The organism is Burkholderia pseudomultivorans (assembly GCF_902499075.1).
Lineage (GTDB): Bacteria > Pseudomonadota > Gammaproteobacteria > Burkholderiales > Burkholderiaceae > Burkholderia > Burkholderia pseudomultivorans.
In genome coordinates, this window is record NZ_CABVPP010000021.1 from 41,297 (window position 1) to 59,081 (window position 17,785).

At 66.3% G+C, this 17,785-nt stretch carries 15 protein-coding genes and 1 pseudogene; 6 read left to right on the forward strand and 10 right to left on the reverse strand.

What is annotated here, in order from left to right:
* The first annotated feature begins 646 nt into the window (after window positions 1–646).
* Window positions 647–2,497: a S10 family serine carboxypeptidase-like protein gene (locus BST28156_RS16110; protein WP_060246384.1), complete on the forward strand. Its 1,851-nt coding sequence runs from the start codon at window positions 647–649 to the stop codon at window positions 2,495–2,497.
* A gap of 55 nt (window positions 2,498–2,552) precedes the next feature.
* Window positions 2,553–2,969: a 2-oxoglutarate dehydrogenase gene (locus BST28156_RS16115; protein WP_230960593.1), complete on the forward strand. Its 417-nt coding sequence runs from the start codon at window positions 2,553–2,555 to the stop codon at window positions 2,967–2,969.
* Between the two features lie 126 nt (window positions 2,970–3,095).
* Here the strand turns inward: BST28156_RS16115 and BST28156_RS16120 are convergent.
* Window positions 3,096–4,106 (reverse strand): annotated as a pseudogene (locus BST28156_RS16120) (GlxA family transcriptional regulator).
* Here BST28156_RS16120 and BST28156_RS16125 point away from each other — a divergent pair.
* Window positions 4,083–4,427, forward strand: coding sequence for a LysR substrate-binding domain-containing protein (locus BST28156_RS16125; protein ID WP_254596383.1), 345 nt, complete (start codon window positions 4,083–4,085; stop codon window positions 4,425–4,427). The pseudogene BST28156_RS16120 and the gene BST28156_RS16125 sit on opposite strands and share 24 nt — an antisense overlap.
* Window positions 4,428–4,575: 148 nt before the next feature.
* Here BST28156_RS16125 and glmS read toward each other — a convergent pair whose 3' ends face one another.
* A complete protein-coding gene (glmS, locus tag BST28156_RS16130) occupies window positions 4,576–6,405 on the reverse strand; it encodes a glutamine--fructose-6-phosphate transaminase (isomerizing) (RefSeq protein WP_174902720.1) in 1,830 nt (609 codons plus the stop codon).
* A 157-nt stretch (window positions 6,406–6,562) separates the two neighbouring features.
* Between glmS and BST28156_RS16135 the strand changes: the two genes are divergently transcribed.
* Entirely contained in the window at window positions 6,563–7,051 is a 489-nt protein-coding gene (locus tag BST28156_RS16135; protein ID WP_174902721.1) for an Lrp/AsnC family transcriptional regulator, read from the forward strand.
* 69 nt (window positions 7,052–7,120) lie between these two features.
* Here BST28156_RS16135 and BST28156_RS16140 read toward each other — a convergent pair whose 3' ends face one another.
* The 8 genes from BST28156_RS16140 to BST28156_RS16175 all read right to left on the reverse strand — a co-directional run bounded on the left by BST28156_RS16140 (window position 7,121) and on the right by BST28156_RS16175 (window position 14,661).
* A complete protein-coding gene (locus BST28156_RS16140) occupies window positions 7,121–8,161 on the reverse strand; it encodes a GntR family transcriptional regulator (protein WP_174902722.1) in 1,041 nt (346 codons plus the stop codon).
* 18 nt (window positions 8,162–8,179) lie between these two features.
* Entirely contained in the window at window positions 8,180–9,331 is a 1,152-nt protein-coding gene (locus BST28156_RS16145) for an ABC transporter substrate-binding protein (RefSeq protein ID WP_174902759.1), read from the reverse strand.
* A gap of 77 nt (window positions 9,332–9,408) precedes the next feature.
* Window positions 9,409–10,461 (reverse strand): CobW family GTP-binding protein, encoded by a 1,053-nt coding sequence (locus tag BST28156_RS16150; protein WP_174902723.1) that lies wholly within the window; start codon window positions 10,459–10,461, stop codon window positions 9,409–9,411.
* Window positions 10,458–10,754, reverse strand: coding sequence for a hypothetical protein (locus BST28156_RS16155; protein ID WP_174902724.1), 297 nt, complete (start codon window positions 10,752–10,754; stop codon window positions 10,458–10,460). The genes BST28156_RS16150 and BST28156_RS16155 overlap by 4 nt, the downstream gene beginning before the upstream one ends.
* A 40-nt stretch (window positions 10,755–10,794) precedes the next feature.
* Window positions 10,795–11,553, reverse strand: coding sequence for an SDR family NAD(P)-dependent oxidoreductase (locus BST28156_RS16160; protein WP_174902725.1), 759 nt, complete (start codon window positions 11,551–11,553; stop codon window positions 10,795–10,797).
* A gap of 107 nt (window positions 11,554–11,660) precedes the next feature.
* Complete coding sequence (locus tag BST28156_RS16165; protein ID WP_174902726.1) at window positions 11,661–12,416, reverse strand: SDR family NAD(P)-dependent oxidoreductase; 756 nt, start codon at window positions 12,414–12,416, stop codon at window positions 11,661–11,663.
* Window positions 12,417–12,469: 53 nt separating this feature from the next.
* On the reverse strand, window positions 12,470–13,357 hold the full coding sequence (locus BST28156_RS16170) for a polysaccharide deacetylase family protein (protein ID WP_174902727.1): 888 nt from the start codon (window positions 13,355–13,357) through the stop codon (window positions 12,470–12,472).
* Between the two features lie 23 nt (window positions 13,358–13,380).
* Window positions 13,381–14,661 (reverse strand): amidase family protein, encoded by a 1,281-nt coding sequence (locus BST28156_RS16175; protein ID WP_244131525.1) that lies wholly within the window; start codon window positions 14,659–14,661, stop codon window positions 13,381–13,383.
* Window positions 14,662–15,211: 550 nt separating this feature from the next.
* Here BST28156_RS16175 and BST28156_RS16180 point away from each other — a divergent pair.
* The gene (locus BST28156_RS16180; protein WP_437341294.1) at window positions 15,212–16,663 is read left to right on the forward strand and encodes an MFS transporter; all 1,452 of its coding nucleotides are present in this window, start codon (window positions 15,212–15,214) and stop codon (window positions 16,661–16,663) included.
* Between the two features lie 77 nt (window positions 16,664–16,740).
* Complete coding sequence (locus tag BST28156_RS16185) at window positions 16,741–17,784, forward strand: porin (protein ID WP_174902760.1); 1,044 nt, start codon at window positions 16,741–16,743, stop codon at window positions 17,782–17,784.
* The last annotated feature ends 1 nt before the right edge of the window (window position 17,785 follow it).

Genomic DNA, 17,785 nt, shown 5'->3' on the forward strand with positions numbered 1-17,785 from the left:
GTCGAATCGTCGCGTAAATAATGCCGAATCGGCGTCGCCAAATTAAGTGATTCGGTATTTTTTGTCGGCTCGCGTTGGCTGGGCAATTCGATTAATAAATGGCCGGAGTAAGCGGAATTGCCGAATCATCGTGCACTCATCCCCGATGAGTTTCGCCCAATGCTGCGAAATTAAAACGAAAGATAAATCGCGGAGATTTGAAGGGATTTTGTCGGAAAGGCAGAGGGCGCAGAGCAGGGCGTGGTGCCGTTGCATCCGAAAATAAAAATAATCGCCAGCCTCCAGCGCTGAAACCGCACCATGCCCAAACAATCCCGCCTTCTTTCGAAAGGCAGACACTGATCGCTATTCGCATCATTGTCATCTGCTTAATATCGGAATGATCTTTGACAACGCGGCGCAGCACCGCCTATTTTTGTTGTGTCGTAAATTTTGGTAATGAAAAGGAAGTCAAAACTGCAGGGGGCGTTCAAGCACCATTCACGCCAGCAGTGAGCTGTGTCTGTATCAAGTTCAGTCTCTTGAAGAAGTCCAATCCCCAACCGCCGTATGCCGATGCGCAGCGCGAGTGGCGGGTGTTGCTGCGCGCTTTGCCGGCACAGGCGGCCTTTGTGAAGCGGTATTCGAACCCACACCAAGGACAGAGATGAAACCAGACAGAAGCAGTACCGGGAACAGTCCGGGCCGTCGAGCCCGGTTGGCCGGGCTAGGCGCATTGACGATCGTGACCGTGGTTCTCGCGGCGTGCGGCGGCGACGATTCATCGTCGGTCGGCGCGTCGAGTCTCGCGCAGGCCACGGCCAGCCAGCAGGCCAGCGCGCAGCAATCGGCCAGCAGCCAGACACCGGCGGGCAACCAGCCGTACGTCGATCCGGTCGCCTACTCGATGAACGCGACCGACGGCCTCGCCGCGACGCAGGTCGCCGAGAAGGCGGCCGTCATGCATTACCAGTGGAAATCCGGCGGCACGACGATCAACTACACGACGACCACCGGCCACTTGACCGCAGCCGATGCGAACGGCAATCCGGAAGCATCGATGTCGTATGTCGCGTACACCGCGCCGAGCACGAACGGCAAGCCGCGCCCGGTGACGTTCGTCTATAACGGCGGGCCGGGCTCGTCGTCGATCTGGCTGCGGCTCGGCTCGTTCGCGCCGACGCGCGTCGCCACGCCCGATCCGCTGTTCGGCACCAACTGGCCGAACTATCCGCTCGTCGACAACCAGGAAAGCCTGATCGACACGACGGACCTCGTGTTCATCGACCCGCCGGGAACCGGGCTGTCGGAAGCCGTGCTGCCGAACACCAACCAGAAGTTCTGGGGCTCCGATGCGGACGTCAACATCATGCGCGACTTCGTCGAGCGCTATCTGACGGTCAACAATCGCAGCAACTCGCCGATTTATCTGTACGGCGAATCGTACGGCACGCCGCGCACCGACATGCTGGCGCTGGCGCTCGAATCGGCGGGCGTGCACCTGACGGGGATCGTGCTGCAATCGTCGATCCTGAACTACTTCGCGGACGCGACGGAAGCGGTGGCGATCACGCAGTCGACGGAGGGGCTGCTGCTCGATACGGACACCGTGGCCGGCTACCTGCCCGGTTATGCGGCGGTGGCGGCGTACTTCAACCAGGTGTCGCCGGCGCCGGTCAATCAGGCGGTTTATGCATTGCAGACCGAACTGTTTACGACGCTCATCTACAACCAGTTGCAGAAATACTCGCAGTCGTGGGTGCTGAGCCAGCTCGGCATACCGGATGCGCTCGGCACACCGGTGTTCCCGAGCAATGCGACGCTCAGGCTTTGGTCGATCCCGTCGAGCCTGACGCTGCAGGCGCTGCAAGGCTATTTCAATGCGAATCCGTTCGGCACGAGCCTGCTGCCGGGAACGACGATCGGCCGGTACGACGGGCGCGTATCGCTGCCGAACTCGGACCCGCGTCTGCAGACGGACGGCGATCCGTCGGACATCCTGATCTCGCAGCCGTTCACGAACGCGCTCGCGACGCAGTTGCCCGACTATCTCGGCTATACCGCGCCGAATGCGACCTACGTGCCGTTGAACGACAACATCATCGAGGTGTGGGACTTCTCGCACGACGGTCAGCCGATGCCGGACACGATCCCCGATCTGCTTGGCGCGCTGCAGCTCAATCCGAAGCTCCAGGTGCTTGCGGAAAACGGCTTCCACGATCTGGCGACGCCGTTCTTCAACACCGAGAAGCAGCTCGCGCGACTGCAGACGGTGAAGGGCCTGAACCCGAAGCTGCAGGTGAATTTCTTCCAGGGCGGGCATATGATTTATCTGGACGACGTGGCGCGTCCGCAGATGAAGCGGGATCTCGCGTACTACTACCAGGGCAGGCGGATTCCGACCGCGCTGACGCTGCGGACCTTGCCTCCGCCGTGGCCGGATGAAAACCCGGCCGGCACGCCGACGGGGAGCATTCCCGGCGCGACGGCGGCGACCACCGTGGCGGCGGCGCCGTGAACGGCGGACGCCTGATGTCAGGAACCCTCAATTCATCCATTGAATGCGAGCGATCATGTCCCTAATCCATTTGATGCGACGTATATCTCCGCTGCTCGTCCTCGGTGCCGTGATGGGCAGCGCCTACGCATTGCCGCCGCAGGCGGTCGCGCCGGTAAAGCTGCCGCACGGCGGGCGAGGTGTCGACGGCCCGTTCTTTCCCGCGAACCGCGTGGCGCCAGTGCTGCCGTCGACCGGCGCGACGCTGCAGCAGCAGGCGCAGCAGCGTGTCGACGCGAGGCTGGGCGCCAACACGGTGCTGAGCAACGGCGCGGCGGTGACCAAGGCGCAGGCGCAAAGCAGCGGTCTCGGTTATGTCGCGAAGCACTTCGACGAGATCGATACGAAGCACACGGGCCGCGTGACGATGAGCGACGTGCGGCAGTTCATTCAGCAGCGGCAGTTGCAGGAGCAGCAACAGCAGCAGGAATAGCGATGCAGTGACGTAGTCGACAGATCGGCGGCCGGCGTGCGAATGCGCGCCGGTCGCCGATTGTTCGTTCCGCCCAAGCGAAGCGGGCATTTTGCGCAGCGAGTCGCGCTAGCCGTGTCGATGCCTTCAACGAACGCCGCACTTCGCGCCGAAGCGCGCACGATAGTCGCGCGGCGACACGCCGACCCGCTTCGCGAACGCGCGCTGCAACGCATCCACACTGCCGAAACCGGAACGTTCCGCGACGCGCTCCAGCGGCCAGTCGGCGCGCTCCAGCAGCGCTTTCGCGCGCTCGATCCGCGCAGCCAGCACGAATTGCGCGGGCGCTTGTCCGGTCTCGTCGCGGAAGCGGCGCGCAAACGTTCGTTCGCTCATGTGCATGCGCGCGGCCAGCGCGGCGATGCCGAGATCGCCGGTCGGATCGTCGGCGATCCCGGTGAGCAGCGCGCGCATGCGTGGCGTCGCATGGGCGTGGATGTCGAGGCCGACGCTGAACTACGCCTGCCCGCCCGGGCGGTGCACGAACAGCACGGGTTCGCGCGCGACGGCGAGTGCGGTCGGCGCGCCGCAGCCCGCTTCGACGAGCGCGATGCAGAGATCGATGCCGGCGGTCACGCCGGCCGACGTATGGAACGGCGGATCGCTGACATAGATCGCATCCGGCTCGATGCGCGCGTCGGGGCACAGCGCTTGCAGCGTCGAACACTGGTTCCAGTGCGTGGTCGCGCGCTTGCCGTTCAGCCATCCGCCCGCAGCGAGCACGAACGCGCCCGTGCAGATGCTTGCGATTCGCCGCGTGTCGGCGATGCGTGCATGCAGCCACGGCAGCACGCTGTCGTCCGACGCGGCTTGCCGCAGCGCCGCTTCGCTGCCGCCGGCGATGACGATCGTGTCGATGCGCTCGGGCAGCGCCGCGAGTGCGGTCGGGCCCGCGAGGCGCAGGCCGGTATGCGTGACGATGTCGCCGCCGTGCGGCGACGCGAGCGTGAGCCGATAGGGCGCGGCATGCTCCGGCAGATGGCGGTTCGCGACCGCGAACACTTCCATCGGACCGGTGATGTCGAGCGACTGCACACCGTCGAAGCCGACGACTACGGAACCTACCGGGCCGTTGTGCGTCCGATCCTGAACGCGCAGCCGCCGCTGACGGTCAAGGGCGCGGCGCTCGCGGGCCTCGGCATCGCGCGGTTGCCGCGCGCGCTGATCTCGGCGGAACTGGAAAGCGGTGCGCTGCAGCCGCTGCTCGCGCATGTCGCGTTGCGCGATGGTGCGCGCACCGTGTGGGCACTGTATGCGAAGCAGTCCAGACAGACCTTCGCCGTGCAGAATTTCGTCGAGTTCGTCGTCGCGCATTACCGCCGCAACGACCCTGCATGCAACGTCAATGTGACGGCCGGCGTGGACGCGGCGCAACACGAGCCGGTCAATTCTGAATTGATCCCGACCGAAAATATGTAGCGCCTACAGTGTGTGCGGCCGTCACGCCCTCTTCGACATCGAATCAGTTCGTCGCGCGGGTGGCGGTGCGTCATCAGTTTTGAATGGGTAGGGCTGGCGGCCGCGTCGGTGTCGCACGGTGCGCGGTCATGCCATCATCGCCCCGCGCCTATTCCACCGTCACCGACTTCGCCAGATTCCTCGGCTTGTCGATATCCGTCCCCCTCGCCAGCGCCGCGTGATAAGCCAGCAACTGCATCGGCACCGTATGCAGGATCGGCGAAAGCGGCCCGTAGTATTCATTGAGCCGGATCACGTCGATCCCGTTCCCCGGCGACAGTCCGCAATCGACATCCGCGAACACGAACAGCTTCCCGTTGCGCGCGCTGACCTCATGCATGTTCGATCGCAGCTTCTCGAGCAGCATGTCGTTGGGCGCGACCGCAATCACCGGCATCTCGTTGCTGACCAGCGCCAGCGGCCCGTGCTTCAGTTCGCCGGCCGGATAAGCCTCCGCATGGATATACGAAATCTCCTTCATCTTCAGCGCCCCTTCCAGCGCGATCGGATAATGCATCCCGCGCCCGAGAAACAGCATGTTGTCGCGCCGTGCGAGCAATTCCGACCACGCGATGATCTGCGGTTCCAGCGCGAGCACCTTCGACATCGCATCGGGCAGATGCCGCAGCGCGCGCAGATGTTCCTTCTCGTCGTCGTCGCTCAATCGCCCGCGCACCTGTGCCAGTGAAAGCGTCAGCAGGAACAGCGCGACGAGCTGCGTCGTAAACGCCTTGGTCGACGCCACGCCGATCTCGATGCCCGCGCGCGTCACGAACTGCAACGCGCATTCGCGCATCAGCGCGCTCGTCGCCACGTTGCAGATCGCAAGCGTATGCGCCATCCCGTTCTGCTTCGCGACATGCACCGCGCCGAGCACGTCGGCCGTCTCGCCGCTCTGCGACACCGCGACGACGAGCGTGCGCGGATTCGGCACGCTGTCGCGATAGCGGAACTCGCTCGCAATCTCGACGCTCGCCGGCAGTTTCGCGATGCTCTCGATCCAGTACTTCGCGGTGAGCGCCGCGTGATAACTGCCGCCGCACGCGAGCAGCAACACCGAATCGACGTCGTTGAACACGCGCCATGCCCGATCGCCGAACAGCTCCGGCATGATCGACGTGACGTCGAGCAGCGTATCGGCGACGGCCTGCGGCTGCTCGAAGATCTCCTTCTGCATGTAGTAGCGATACGAACCGAGATCGGCCGCACCGCTGTGCGCGGCGACGCGCTGCACCGCACGCTCGACGCGCTGGCCCGCGGCATCGACGATCCAGTAGCGATGAAGCTGGATATCGGCGACGTCGCCGTTCTCCAGGTAGGCGATGCGGTCGGTGATGCCGGACAGCGCGATCGCGTCCGACGCGAGGAAATTCTCGCCTTCGCCCACGCCGACCACGAGCGGCATCCCGTCGCGCGCGCCGACGATCCGGTGCGGTTCGTCGCGGCACATCACCGCGATCGCATAGCTGCCGCACAGCCGCGCGACGGCGCGCCGGACCGCGTCGAACAGGTCGCCGTCGTACAGATGATCGATCAGGTGCGCGATCGCCTCGCTGTCGGTCTGGCTCGCGAACACGTAGCCGTGCGCTTCGAGTTCGGCGCGCAATTGATCGCAGTTCTCGATGATCCCGTTGTGCGACAGCGCGATGCGCGCATCGTCGTCGCTCGGCGAGAAGTGCGGATGCGCATTGAGCGTGACGGGCGCGCCGTGCGTGGCCCAGCGCGTATGCGCGATGCCGGTGTAGCCGGACAGCGCCTGCGCGGCGATCTCGCGCTGCAGGTTGGCGACGCGCTCGACGCTGCGCGCGCGGGCCAGCGCGCGGTCGCGGTAGACCACGACGCCGCACGAGTCGTAACCGCGGTATTCGAGCCGCTTCAGCCCGTCGACGAGGTTCGGCAGGATGTCCCGCTGGGCAACCGCCCCGACAATTCCACACATATCGCGCTCCGTAAATGTCCTGTCTGAATCGGTGACGGCGATGGTAGGGGCGACGGAATGGAATTTAATTTCAAAATATCGATTCTAATGAAATAACCCGATGATCAGATATGATATTGAAATTAAATTTCACATCACTGATCCAAAGGAGCCGCCGATGGCCGGTATCACCCTCGACGATCTTGACGTGCGCATTCTTACGATCCTGCAGGACGACGCGTCGGTGTCGAACCTGGAACTCGCCGAACGCGCGCTGTCGTCGCCGCCAACCTGCATGCGCCGCGTGCGCCGGCTGACGGAAGCAGGCGTGATCCGCCGCCAGGTCGCGATGCTCGACCAGGTCGCGATCGGCACGGCCGTCACGGCGCTGATCGAGATCAGCCTTGACCGGCAGACGGCCGAAGACTACGACGCGTTCGAAGCCTATGTCTGCGCGGAGCCGTCGGTTACGCAGTGCTACCGCGTGTCGCCAGGGCCCGATTTCGTCGTGGTGGCCGATCTGGCCGACGTCGCCGAATACGACGAATTCGCGCGGCGGCTGTTCACCGGAGCATCGAACGTGCGCAACGTGCGGACGTTTTTCTCGACCCGCCGCGCCAAATTCGAGACCAACGCGCGGGTTGCGCATGCGATGCGCAAGCGGTAATGACGTCCGTCGTCGGCCAATCGGGCCGAGCGGATGGGGCGGTCGTCGCGACACCGGAACGACGGCGCGTTACGGAATCCGTTGGATGAAGGACGGGAGATCCGGCTCGGGCAGTACCGCGAGCACTTTCAACCGCCGCAGCGTCCGTGTCTGAGCGGCTTGCAGATGGGCATGGAGCGCCGCGACCGCGCGCTCGACATCGCCGGCGGCCAGATGGCGCAGCACCGCCCGATGCTCGTCCAGCGTGCCGGACTCCGGGTGCAGGTTGAACGCGTGGTAGAACGCATGGTTGACTGTCAGCGGCATGTGCGCATGGCGGATCGTGTCGAGGAGCTTGCGGTTCGGCGCATGCGCGAGGCAATCGACATGCAGCGTCGTTTCGAGCTGCTGAAGCGCGTCGGCGTCGACTGATTCGGGATGGGCGATGGCTCGTTCGATCGCCGAGATCGCATCGGTCAGCATCCCGTGCTGCAGGAATGGCTGGCTCGACCGGAGTGCGGCCGGCTCGAGGAGCATGCGTAATTCATAGTCCTGGGCAACTGCACGCGCGGTAAGCGGGCCGCACAGCCAGTGCGAATAGGCGGATTTCTCGACGAGCCCGCGATCGCGCAGCCGGGTCAGCGCTTCGCGCACGACGCCGCGGCTGACCTGGAACGTCTCGGCCGCCGCGCTTTCGTCGATCCGGAAGTGGCCGAATACGATCGCGACCGACACCGCTTCGTCGAGCGCGTGATAGACCCGCTCGCCGGTTGCCGGCAGGTCGAGCGGCGCGGGTGGTGCGTCGAAGCCGAGCGCGGATTCGGAGAGCGGCGCGCGCAGCGGCTCGGGTGCCGCGCCATCCGGGCTGGCGACGAGGTAGCCGCGGCCTTCGAACGTGCACAGCAGGCCGTTCGCATGCAGCAGCTCGAATGCCTTGCGTACCGGCACCCGGCTCGTGCCGAACAGCCCGGCGACCGGCCCTTCGAGCAGGACGAGGCCAGGCGCGATGCGGCCCGCGCGGATCGCACGGGCCAGATGATCGTGAATCAGTCGGTAGCGGTGGCGGCTGTCCGCCTCGGGAAGGTCGGCTCGCGCGGCGGCCCGGGCGGGGGAAGGTGCGCGTCTAGTCATCGCATGAAACGCCGTTCGTCAGGTCCTCAGGAACTCGCTCCATCGACGTACCAGGTAGTTGTGCTCGTCCATTACGGAATCCCAGACCGCAATGCGACTCATGCGCGCGGCGTAGTCGCCGCCGTCGCGCAACTGCCCGGCGATGTTCCGATGCTGGCCGGTCGGCCCGGGAAGATCGCTGGCGGCAGGCTCGCCATTATACCAATAGGCCCATTCGGGCTCGTCCATGCAGCGCCGCGCCCGCTCCGGGTTGGCGATGTAGAAGCCTTGTCGCGCCATCGTCGCGCCGGCCCATCCTTCGAGCCACCAGTTCAGGTATTCGTAGGCGGCGTCGCGCACGCGGCCATCGGCCCGGCGCGACAGCGCGAGCCCGCCGAACCACGCACGATAGCCCTCGCGCGGGCTCGCGAGCCTGAACTGCAGGCCGGCCCGTTCGAGCTCGAGCGTCGCCGGCGACCAGATGCTCTGGATCGCGACGCGCTTGTCGAGCATCAATTGCGCGGCCTCGGCGAAGGTTGACCAGAACCCCGCGAAATGGCCGCGCCGCTGGTAGTCGATCAGGATGTCGATCAGGCGATCGATTTCCTCGAGCGACAGATTGCCGATATCGGCGAACCGCATCAGGCCGCTCGCCTCGACCGCGAGTGCCGCGTCGATGGCGCCGATCGCCGGGTCCGCCTGCAGCGCGACGCGGCCCGCGAGTTCGGGCGCGAGCAGCCAGGCCCAGCTCTCGCCCTGCTCGATGAGTCGATCGGGCAGCGCATCGGCGAGATAGGCGAAGCTGTCGGCGTTGTGCGTGAGCGGCAGCATGCTGATGCGGTTCGACACGGTGCGGCCGAGCGAGTGGTCCGGCTGCACGTACAGGCGATCCGCCGGCACGCTGCCGGCGCTCGCGCCGGGATGGCCGGCCAGCCGGCCGATGCGGGGCAGCGCGTTGATTTCGTCCCAGCGGCGAATGCGGTCGACATCGATCGACTGCAGCGCATGCGCAGGCCACAGGCAGTCGAGACTGTGAAACCACTGGTCGTAGACGTCGTAACGTTCTGGATGCATCACACCTTCGCGCTGCACGGTCGGACCGTCGTGCACGAGAAAGCGCAGCTTGATGCCGAGATCCTGTTCGGCCTGCCGGCGCAGGTGCTCCTGCAGCGTGACCGATGTGCCGAGCACGCGCAGTTCGACCCGGCTGCCGACGATCGCCGGCGCGCGCGTCGCGGCGTCGGGACCTGAGTGGCGGTTCGCGGTGTTCAACGGCTGGATTCCTCGAGATGGTGTTGGAAGCGCCGATACGAAGCGTGCAGCACGTCGGCATTCAGGCCTTCGGCGATGAAGACCAGCCTTGACGCGTGCGCACCGTCCTGCGCAACGGCCAGCGCATCGGGATGCAGCACCGGATGCACGAGATGCCGGACGGCATGCAGGACCGCCGGCCGCTCGGAGCCGGTCAGCCAGAGCAGCCCTTTCACGCGCAGGATCCGGTCGCCGTGACGATTCAGCAGCATGGTAAACCACAGCGTGAACACTTCCCAGTCGAGCCGCGTGTCGAACGTCAGGCAGAACGATGCGATGCCGGAAGCCGCGAGCCGCTCGCGGTGCGCGGGCCGCTCGGCGGAGTTGGCTGGCGCGGTCGCGCGAACGGCTCGCCCGAGGTTGCGGATCAGGTGATGCACGTCGCCCGGCTCGAACAGGCCGGCGCGCAGCGCGTCGAGTTCGGCGCCTGCGCGCCGCACGTGGACGCTTGCGGCCGGATTCAGCGTGGCCAGCAGGCCGGCGATCCGCTCGACTTGTGCCGCGTCGACGAGATCGGCCTTGCCGATCAGCAGGCGATCCGCCGCGCCGACCTGCGCCAGCCATTCGGGATGCCGCTCGTGCTGCCACGCATGGTTGACCGCATCGATCACGGTAAGCGTGCCGGCCAGCACGTAATGGTTGCGAATGACGGGATCGCCGAGCAGTGTGGCGAGGATCGGCGCGGGCGTCGCGAGGCCGCTCGTTTCGAGCACCACGCGCGAGAAAGGCGGCACTTCTCCGCGCGCGCGGCGCGAGAAGAGTGTCGCCAATGCATCCTTCAGCTCGCCGCGTATCGCGCAGCACAGGCAGCCGTTGTCCAGCAGGAGGGTCTGCGCGTCGATCGCGCCGACCAGCAGATGATCCAGCCCGACCTCGCCGAATTCGTTGACGAGCACCGCCGTGTCCCGCGCCGCGTCGCCTTCGAGCAGGTCGGCGAGCAGCGTCGACTTGCCGCTGCCCAGGAAACCGGTGACTAGCGTGACCGGCACCACATCGTATGCAAGACTCATCGCGCGGCCTCGTCGTCGAACAGCGTGAGCGGATCGAGCGGCCTTCCGAGCATTTGCTCGGCCACTTTCCAGACCTGCGTGAAATCGGCGACGAGTTCGGCCGCGCCGGTCGGTGCGGTCAGCACGAACGACTGTCCGTGGAAATCGTCGAGCCGCAGCCGGAAGGTGCGCAAGATGCGATTCGCGAGCGCGACCTGCATCTGGCGGCGCCGGCGCCTGGTGGCGCCGTCGTCGGGTGCGCCGGTATTCGTCCAGTGGTTGCCGCCGCCCAGCAGCCCGCACATTCCGCACATGTTGGTTTCGTTCTCCGTTCTCTGTTCCTTGCGCGCCGGGTCACGGCATCACGTCGCCCGAGTTGGGACCGAGCGTCTGGCCGACGAACAGGTTGCCGCCCGGATCGGACGCCAACAGCAGCGCGGCCGGCGCAACCTCGTCGGCGCGCCCGAAGCGGCGCAGCGGCAGTTCCGCCGATTTCGCCGCTTTCCACGCGGCGCTGATTCCGTCGACGAGCGGCGTCTCGATCGGGCCGGGCGCGATCGCGTTGACGAGCACGTTGTCGGGCGCGACCTCGCGCGCGAGCGATTTCGTCAGGCCGATCACGCCGGCCTTCGCTGCGGCGTAATGGCTGAGTTCCGCGCCGCCCTTGATGCCGAGCTGCGACGCGACGTTGATCACGCGGCCCCAGCGCTGCGCGAGCATCGACGGCAGCGCGCGGCGGGTGCACAGGAACACGCTGCGTAGGTCGACGCGCAGCATGTCGTCCCACATCTGCGTGGTCAGGTCGACGCAACGCGCTTGCGTGAGCATGCCGGCGTTGTTGACGAGGATGTCGATGCCGCCGAACGACGCGATGCAGCGGTCGATGATCCGGTTCGCGTCCGGCTCGTCGCCTACGTCGGCCTGCACTGGCACGACCGTGACGCCGAACTCGCGGCAGTGCTGCACGATGGCGTCGAGACGGTCGCCGTCGAGATCGGCGAGCACCAGGGCGGCGCCCGCCTGCGCGTAAACCTGCGCGATGGCCGAGCCGATGCCGCTCGCGGCGCCGGTCACGACCGCGCGGCGGCCGGCCAGGGAAAACAGCGTGTTCATGTCGGTCCTCGTCGTGTCGTTTCGCGCGTGCTGGCTGCGCATCCGCGACGCGGGTTGAGTGCGTTGCATCGGGGGAGCCGTGTCGGATTCATCGTCGCGAGGCGGCGTCAGTCCGGCCAGCGTGCTGTCAGACCGCCGTCCGCGACGACCGACTGGCCGGTCACGTAGGACGCGTCGTCGCTGGTCAGATAGCGAATCAGTTTCGCGATCTCGTCGGGCCGACCGACGCGGCCGAGCGGGATTTTCGCGGCGGCGGCGCGCAGCCCGTCCTGACCGAGCGAATTGCGTGCGTCGAGCGACTGCGGCGTTTCGATGAGCCCCGGAATCACCGCGTTGCAGCGGATCCGCCGGTGCGCGAGTTCGACGGCGACCGAGCGGCACAGTCCCGGGATGCCGGCTTTCGCGGCGGCATAGTGCGCATGGCTTTCCCAGCCGTATACCGCGCCCGCGATCGACGACACGGCGACCATCGCGCCGCCGTCGGACATTCGCCGGGAGGCCGCGCGCAGCGTCCGCATCACGCCGGACAGATCGACGTCGAGCATTTCGAACCATCGTTCGTCGGTCATCTGGTCGAGCGGGGACGCGCGCAGCAGCCCGGCGTTGGCGACGGCATAGTCGAGCCGTCCGAAGGTGTCGAGCGCCGTTTGAGCGAACGCCTCGACGTCGTCGGACGCGGTGACGTCCACCGCGCGCATCACGCAGCGGCCGCCGGCTTGTTCGACGGCGCGTGCGGTGAGCGACGGATCGTGCGGATCGGCGGGCAGGTAGCCGCCGACCACCGCGACGCCGGCCCGTGCATAGGCGACGGCCAGCGCGTGGCCGATTCCGCTCGCGGCGCCCGTAACGATGGCAACTTTCATCGATGATGCTCCGGTGATGGCCGCGCGATGCGCGGCGAGTCGAGAGGGGCCGGTCAGCCTGCTTTCCGGCGCGGGTGGCGCCGCAGAAAATCGTCGGCGATCTCGTTGCAGGTGCAGAAGCGCACGCCGTCGTGCGCGCGGAAATGAGTGATCAGGCGCTCGAGCATCAGCAGAACCTGCGGCCGGCCGGAAACGTCCGGATGGAGCGTGATCGGAAACACCGCGTAGTCGTGTTCGCGATACACCCAGTCGAACTGGTCGCGCCACATCGACTCGATGTCGCGGGGATTGACGAAGCCGTGGCTGTTCGGCGATTTCTTGATGAACATCATCGGCGGCAGATCGTCGAGATACCAGTTGGCGGGAACTTCGACCAGATCGGTTTCCTCACCACGCACGAGCGGCTTCATCCACGTATCGGGATGCTTGCTGTAGTCGATTCGGGTCCATGCGTCGCCAACCCGCACGTAATACGGATGGAAATCGTTGTGCATCAGGCTGTGGTCGTACTTGATGCCCTTCTTCACGAGCAATTCGTTGGTCACCGTGCTGAACTCCCACCACGGCGCGACGTAGCCGGTCGGTCGGCGGCCGCTCAACTGCGTGACGAGTTCGATGCTGCGGTCGAGCACGGCTTCTTCCTGCTCGCGTGTCATCGCGATCGGGTTTTCGTGGCTGTAGCCGTGGATACCAATTTCGTGGCCCGCCTGCGCCACCGCCTTCATTTGCTCCGGGAACGTCTCGATCGAGTGTCCGGGGATGAACCACGTGGTCTTGATGTTCTCGCGTTCGAACAGCTTGAGCAGGCGCATCGAGCCGACCTCGCCGGCGAACATGCCGCGCGAGATGTCGTCGGGCGAATCCTCGCCGCCGTAGGAGCCGAGCCAGCCGGCGACGGCGTCGACGTCGACGCCGAATGAAATCAGGATTTCCTTGGCCATAGCGTTACCTTTGTCGCGTTGTGTCAGAGGGGAAGGGTTTCGATCGCGCGGGCGACGGCGAGCAGCCTGTCGTCGTCGCCTTGTGCGCGCATCAGCTGGATGCCGGTGGGCATCCCGGCCGCGTCGGCGCCGGACGGCATGGCAATCGCGGGCGTATCGAGCAGGCTGCCGGGCATCGTCAGCGCAAGCGTCTGCAAATTGACTTCGGCGAAGCGTGTCGGGTCGGCTTCGAGCGGCGCCAGCGGCGGCGCGACATGCGCGACGGTCGGCGCGAGCAGGGTCGCGTCGCCGAGCTCCGCAGCGAACCGGGCAATCAGCGCCGTGCGGGCGGCCCGCAGTTCCGTCAAACGTGCCGCCGGCACGGCTCGCGCCAGTTCGAGCCGCGTTCGCACGCGCGGGTCGAGCCGCTGCGCATCGTCGCTGTCGAGCAGGCCTCGGTACTGGTCGAACGCTTCGAGCGCACCGAGCCAGCCCTGCGCGTGAATCAGCGCATGCACGTCCGCCAGCGTGGAAAGCGGGCGCGTGACGATCCGTGCGCCGGCGGCGGCGAGCCGTTCGGCGAAGCGCCGCAGGTTGCGCGCGACATCGGTGCCGACGCGATAGCGTTCGAGCAGCGCGGGATCGACGACGAAGCAATGATCGCGCAGCGACGCCGGATCGATGGGGCGCGCAGCGCCGCGCACGGCAGCGTCGAATGCCGCGCAGTCGGCGACGCCGTGCGCAAGCGGCCCGAGCGTGTCGAGCGTGGCCGACAACGGCGTCACGCCGTCGCGCGTGTAGCGGGTCGTGCTCGCGCGGTAGCCGGTCAGCCCGTTGAACGCCGACGGAATGCGGATCGATCCGGCCGTGTCGGTGCCGATCGAGATCGGCACCACATCGCTCGCGACCGCGATCGCGGCGCCTGACGACGAACCGCCGGGCACGCGGGTGCCGCGACCCAGCCGCGGATTCGTCGGCGTGCCGAAATGCGGATTCAGACCGAGCCCCGAATACGCGAGTTCGCTCAGGTTGGTCTTGCCGATGCTGACCATGCCGGCCCGCTCCGCCGCGGCGACCAGCGCTGCATCGTGCGCGGCCGGAGCACGGGCTCGGAACGCCTCGGCGCCTGCGGTGGTGACCGTGCCGGCCATGTCGAACAGGTCCTTCCACGCGACCGGCACGCCGTCGAGCGCGCTCAGCGGCTGTCCCAGCCGCCAGCGTGTGGCCGACGCGGCCGCCGCAGCGAGCGCGCGCGCCGGCGTGACGGACAGGAACACCGCCGGCATTGCCGCCGCCCGCTCCAGCGCGGCTCGGGCGACCCGCACGGGATCGGTGTCGCCGGCGGCATATCGGCGGGTCAGTGCCAGGGCAGTCGAGGGGCAGGCATCGGACATGATCGGGTTTATAAACGGATATTGAAAAAAATATACGTTTTATATTGAATCCGGCTTGCGGCGCGACGGATATGGGGGTTTACGCGAGGTCGATGTCACTGTTCGGCGATAGCGCGTGCAGCGAGCCCGTGCGGAGATGTTTCCGGTGCGAGGCGGGATCGTGCGGGTTTATGCCGATACCGGGTATTTTTGAAAAGCCGCCCAATTATAAATGACTGTTGTCGACATAGTACATTTATGCCGGGTCGCCGACTGACTGGCGACTGACCGGCCCCGGAGGCGCGGTGCTTGTGCGCGAACACGCCTCCGGCTTCGGGGCGGCGGCCTTGGCGGCTCCGCCGGCCGCCGTGGTGGGCTGCCCGGATGTGCGTATCGCAACTGTCGATTCGGATTCCTCTGTTTATTGAGGCGTGAGGCCGACTTGCCGGCCCGTCGCGTCTCGCGGCATCGAGCGGGCCGGGTCGACCGTTCGGATCGTGTGATCAACCGGAGTTTCGTGATGAGCGACTTGATAAAAAATCAGGCGGGGCAACTGGCCGCCGCAGGGGTGTGGCGGGAGGACTGGACGCCGCCATCGGTGACGCGCCGGGAGGTCGGCTATGCGACGCGCGTGTGCTTTTTTGCGTGGGTATTCGCGGTCTACGACTTCATCCTGTTCGGCACGCTGCTGCCGCGCATCGGCGAGCACTTTCACTGGAGCGCGGCCACGCAGGCGAGCATCAATACCTGGGTGACGCTTGGCACGGCGGTGGTCGCGTTCGGCATCGGCCCGATCGTGGACCGGATGGGGCGCCGCAAGGGCATCATCGTCGCGGTGGCGGGGGCGGCGATCTGCTCGGGCCTGACGGCTGTCGCCGGCTGGGCGATCGGCATTGCGTCGGGCGCCGGCATCGTGCTGCTGGTGCTGGTGCGCTCGCTCGCGGGGCTCGGCTACAGCGAACAGTCGATCAATGCGGTCTATCTGAGCGAACTGTTCGCGGTCGTGCACACGGACGAGAAGTCCGCGAAGCGGCGCGGCTTCGTGTATGCGCTGGTGCAGGGCGGCTGGCCGATCGGCGCGGTGCTCACCGCCGCGCTCGTCGCGGTGCTCTATCCGCTCGGCGAGCAGTGGTTCGGGCCGGGCGGCGGCTGGGCGACTTCGTTCGTTTTCGCGATGTTCCCGGCGGTCGTCATCGCGATCCTCGGGCGCAGGCTAGTCGAGACGCCGCAGTTCGAGGTCGGCCAGCGCATCCGCGCGTTGCGTGCGGTCGGTCAGGGCCAGCAGGCCGATGCGCTCGCGCGCGAGTGGCACATTGACCCCGATCAGCATCAAGGCGGCGCGGCCGCGATTTTTCGGGGCGGCCTGCGGCGCTCGACGCTCGCGCTGTCGCTCGGCACGTTCCTCAACTGGTTCGCGATCGTGATCTTTGCCGTGCTCGGCACGTCGGTGCTCGCCGGCGCGGGCGGCGCGTCCGGCAAGCACGTTGAATTCTCGAGTGCGCTCGAAGTGCTGATCGTATCCAATCTCGCCGGCTTTCTCGGCTACGTGTTCCACGGCTGGCTGGGCGACCGGATCGGCCGCCGCAACACGGTCGCGCTGGGCTGGATCGTCGGCGGCATCGCGTTCTACCTGATGCTGCGGGCGCCCAACGGCGATTTCTGGCAGATCGTCCCGCTGTATTCGCTCGGACTGTTTTTCCTGATCGGGCCGTATTCCGCGAATCTGTTCCTGATCGGCGAGAGCTTTCCCAGCCACATTCGCGCGACGGCGGGCGCGTTCGTCAACGCCTGCGGCCAGCTTGGCGCGATCTGCGCCGGCTTCGGCATCACGCAAACCCTCACGGGCGGCGCCGACTGGGTCCAGGCCGCGCTGATCTGGGGCGCGGTGCCGTGCTTCCTGTCGGGCCTGTGCATGTTGCTTGCGAAACACGTCGATCCGGCATCGGTGCGCTGATGTCGCGCCATGACCCGATCCTTCATTTGATGTAGGGGGTTCTCGTGAACCACAAGAAAAAACATCTGTGCGGTGCCATGCTTGCCGTTGCGCTGCTCGGGCAGGGCACGGCGCACGCACAATCCAGTGTCACGCTGTACGGGCAAATCGATTCGTTCGTCGGCTTCAGCCGCGCGGCCGGTACGTCCGGCACAGCCTACCAGGTCGGCTCGGGCGACATCCAGACGTCGTTCTGGGGCATCAAGGGCAACGAGGACCTCGGTGGCGGCTGGAAGGCCGTGTTCAACCTGAACGGCTACTTCCGCACCAACAACGGGACGATGGGCGCATCGCCCGGTTCCGGCCTCTTCGATCGCGACGCGTATGTCGGCCTGCAGAGCGATACTTACGGTTCGGTCCGCCTCGGGCGCAATATCACGCCGTTCTTCTATTCGACGGCGCTCTTCAATCCGCTGGTGGATTCGTACGGCTACGCGCCGATGATCGTGCAGAGCTATCTGGCGCTCGCGGGGCGCGACGTGTACGACCCGGGCCTGATCGGCGATGCGAGCTGGAACGATTCGGTGCTGTACACGACGCCGTCGCTGGCCGGCCTGCAGGCAAGCTTCATCTACGCGTTCGGGGGCAAGCCCGGCGCGGCCGGGCAGAACAAGTGGGGTGGCAACGTGATCTACGGAAACGGTCCGTTTTCGGCGACGCTCGCGTTCCAGCAGGTGCGGTTCAACGAAACCCCCGGCGACGTGACGGCACCAGCCGCGTTGCTCGCCTTCGGTCGCCAGACGGCCGTGCAGGGCGGCATCGCGTACGACCTGAAGGCGGTCAGGCTGTTCGCGCAAGGACAGTACATCGAGACCAAGGTCGGCAGCGTGCAAGGCGACATCCGGCACGAGAACGCGCAGGTCGGCGCATCGATTCCGATCGGGTATGGCGTGCTGCTGGCGTCGTATGGTTTCGCGCATGCGCGCGATGCAGTCGGTAGCCTGACGCGCAATACCGTTGGCATTGCTTATGACTATCGGCTGTCCAAGCGCACGGATGTTTACGTCGCGGGACAATACGACATCGTCAGCGGGATGTCGCACGGCGACGCGCTGGGTCTCGGCATTCGCCACAACTTCTGAG

Coding starts and splice junctions, on each gene's coding strand:
- BST28156_RS16110 (WP_060246384.1), top strand. CDS start 647: ATGAAACCAGACAGAAGCAGTACCGGGAACAGTCCGGGCCGTCGAGCC.
- BST28156_RS16115 (WP_230960593.1), top strand. CDS start 2,553: ATGTCCCTAATCCATTTGATGCGACGTATATCTCCGCTGCTCGTCCTC.
- glmS (WP_174902720.1), bottom strand. CDS start 6,405: ATGTGTGGAATTGTCGGGGCGGTTGCCCAGCGGGACATCCTGCCGAAC.
- BST28156_RS16135 (WP_174902721.1), top strand. CDS start 6,563: ATGGCCGGTATCACCCTCGACGATCTTGACGTGCGCATTCTTACGATC.
- BST28156_RS16140 (WP_174902722.1), bottom strand. CDS start 8,161: ATGACTAGACGCGCACCTTCCCCCGCCCGGGCCGCCGCGCGAGCCGAC.
- BST28156_RS16150 (WP_174902723.1), bottom strand. CDS start 10,461: ATGAGTCTTGCATACGATGTGGTGCCGGTCACGCTAGTCACCGGTTTC.
- BST28156_RS16155 (WP_174902724.1), bottom strand. CDS start 10,754: ATGTGCGGAATGTGCGGGCTGCTGGGCGGCGGCAACCACTGGACGAAT.
- BST28156_RS16160 (WP_174902725.1), bottom strand. CDS start 11,553: ATGAACACGCTGTTTTCCCTGGCCGGCCGCCGCGCGGTCGTGACCGGC.
- BST28156_RS16165 (WP_174902726.1), bottom strand. CDS start 12,416: ATGAAAGTTGCCATCGTTACGGGCGCCGCGAGCGGAATCGGCCACGCG.
- BST28156_RS16170 (WP_174902727.1), bottom strand. CDS start 13,357: ATGGCCAAGGAAATCCTGATTTCATTCGGCGTCGACGTCGACGCCGTC.
- BST28156_RS16185 (WP_174902760.1), top strand. CDS start 16,741: ATGCTTGCCGTTGCGCTGCTCGGGCAGGGCACGGCGCACGCACAATCC.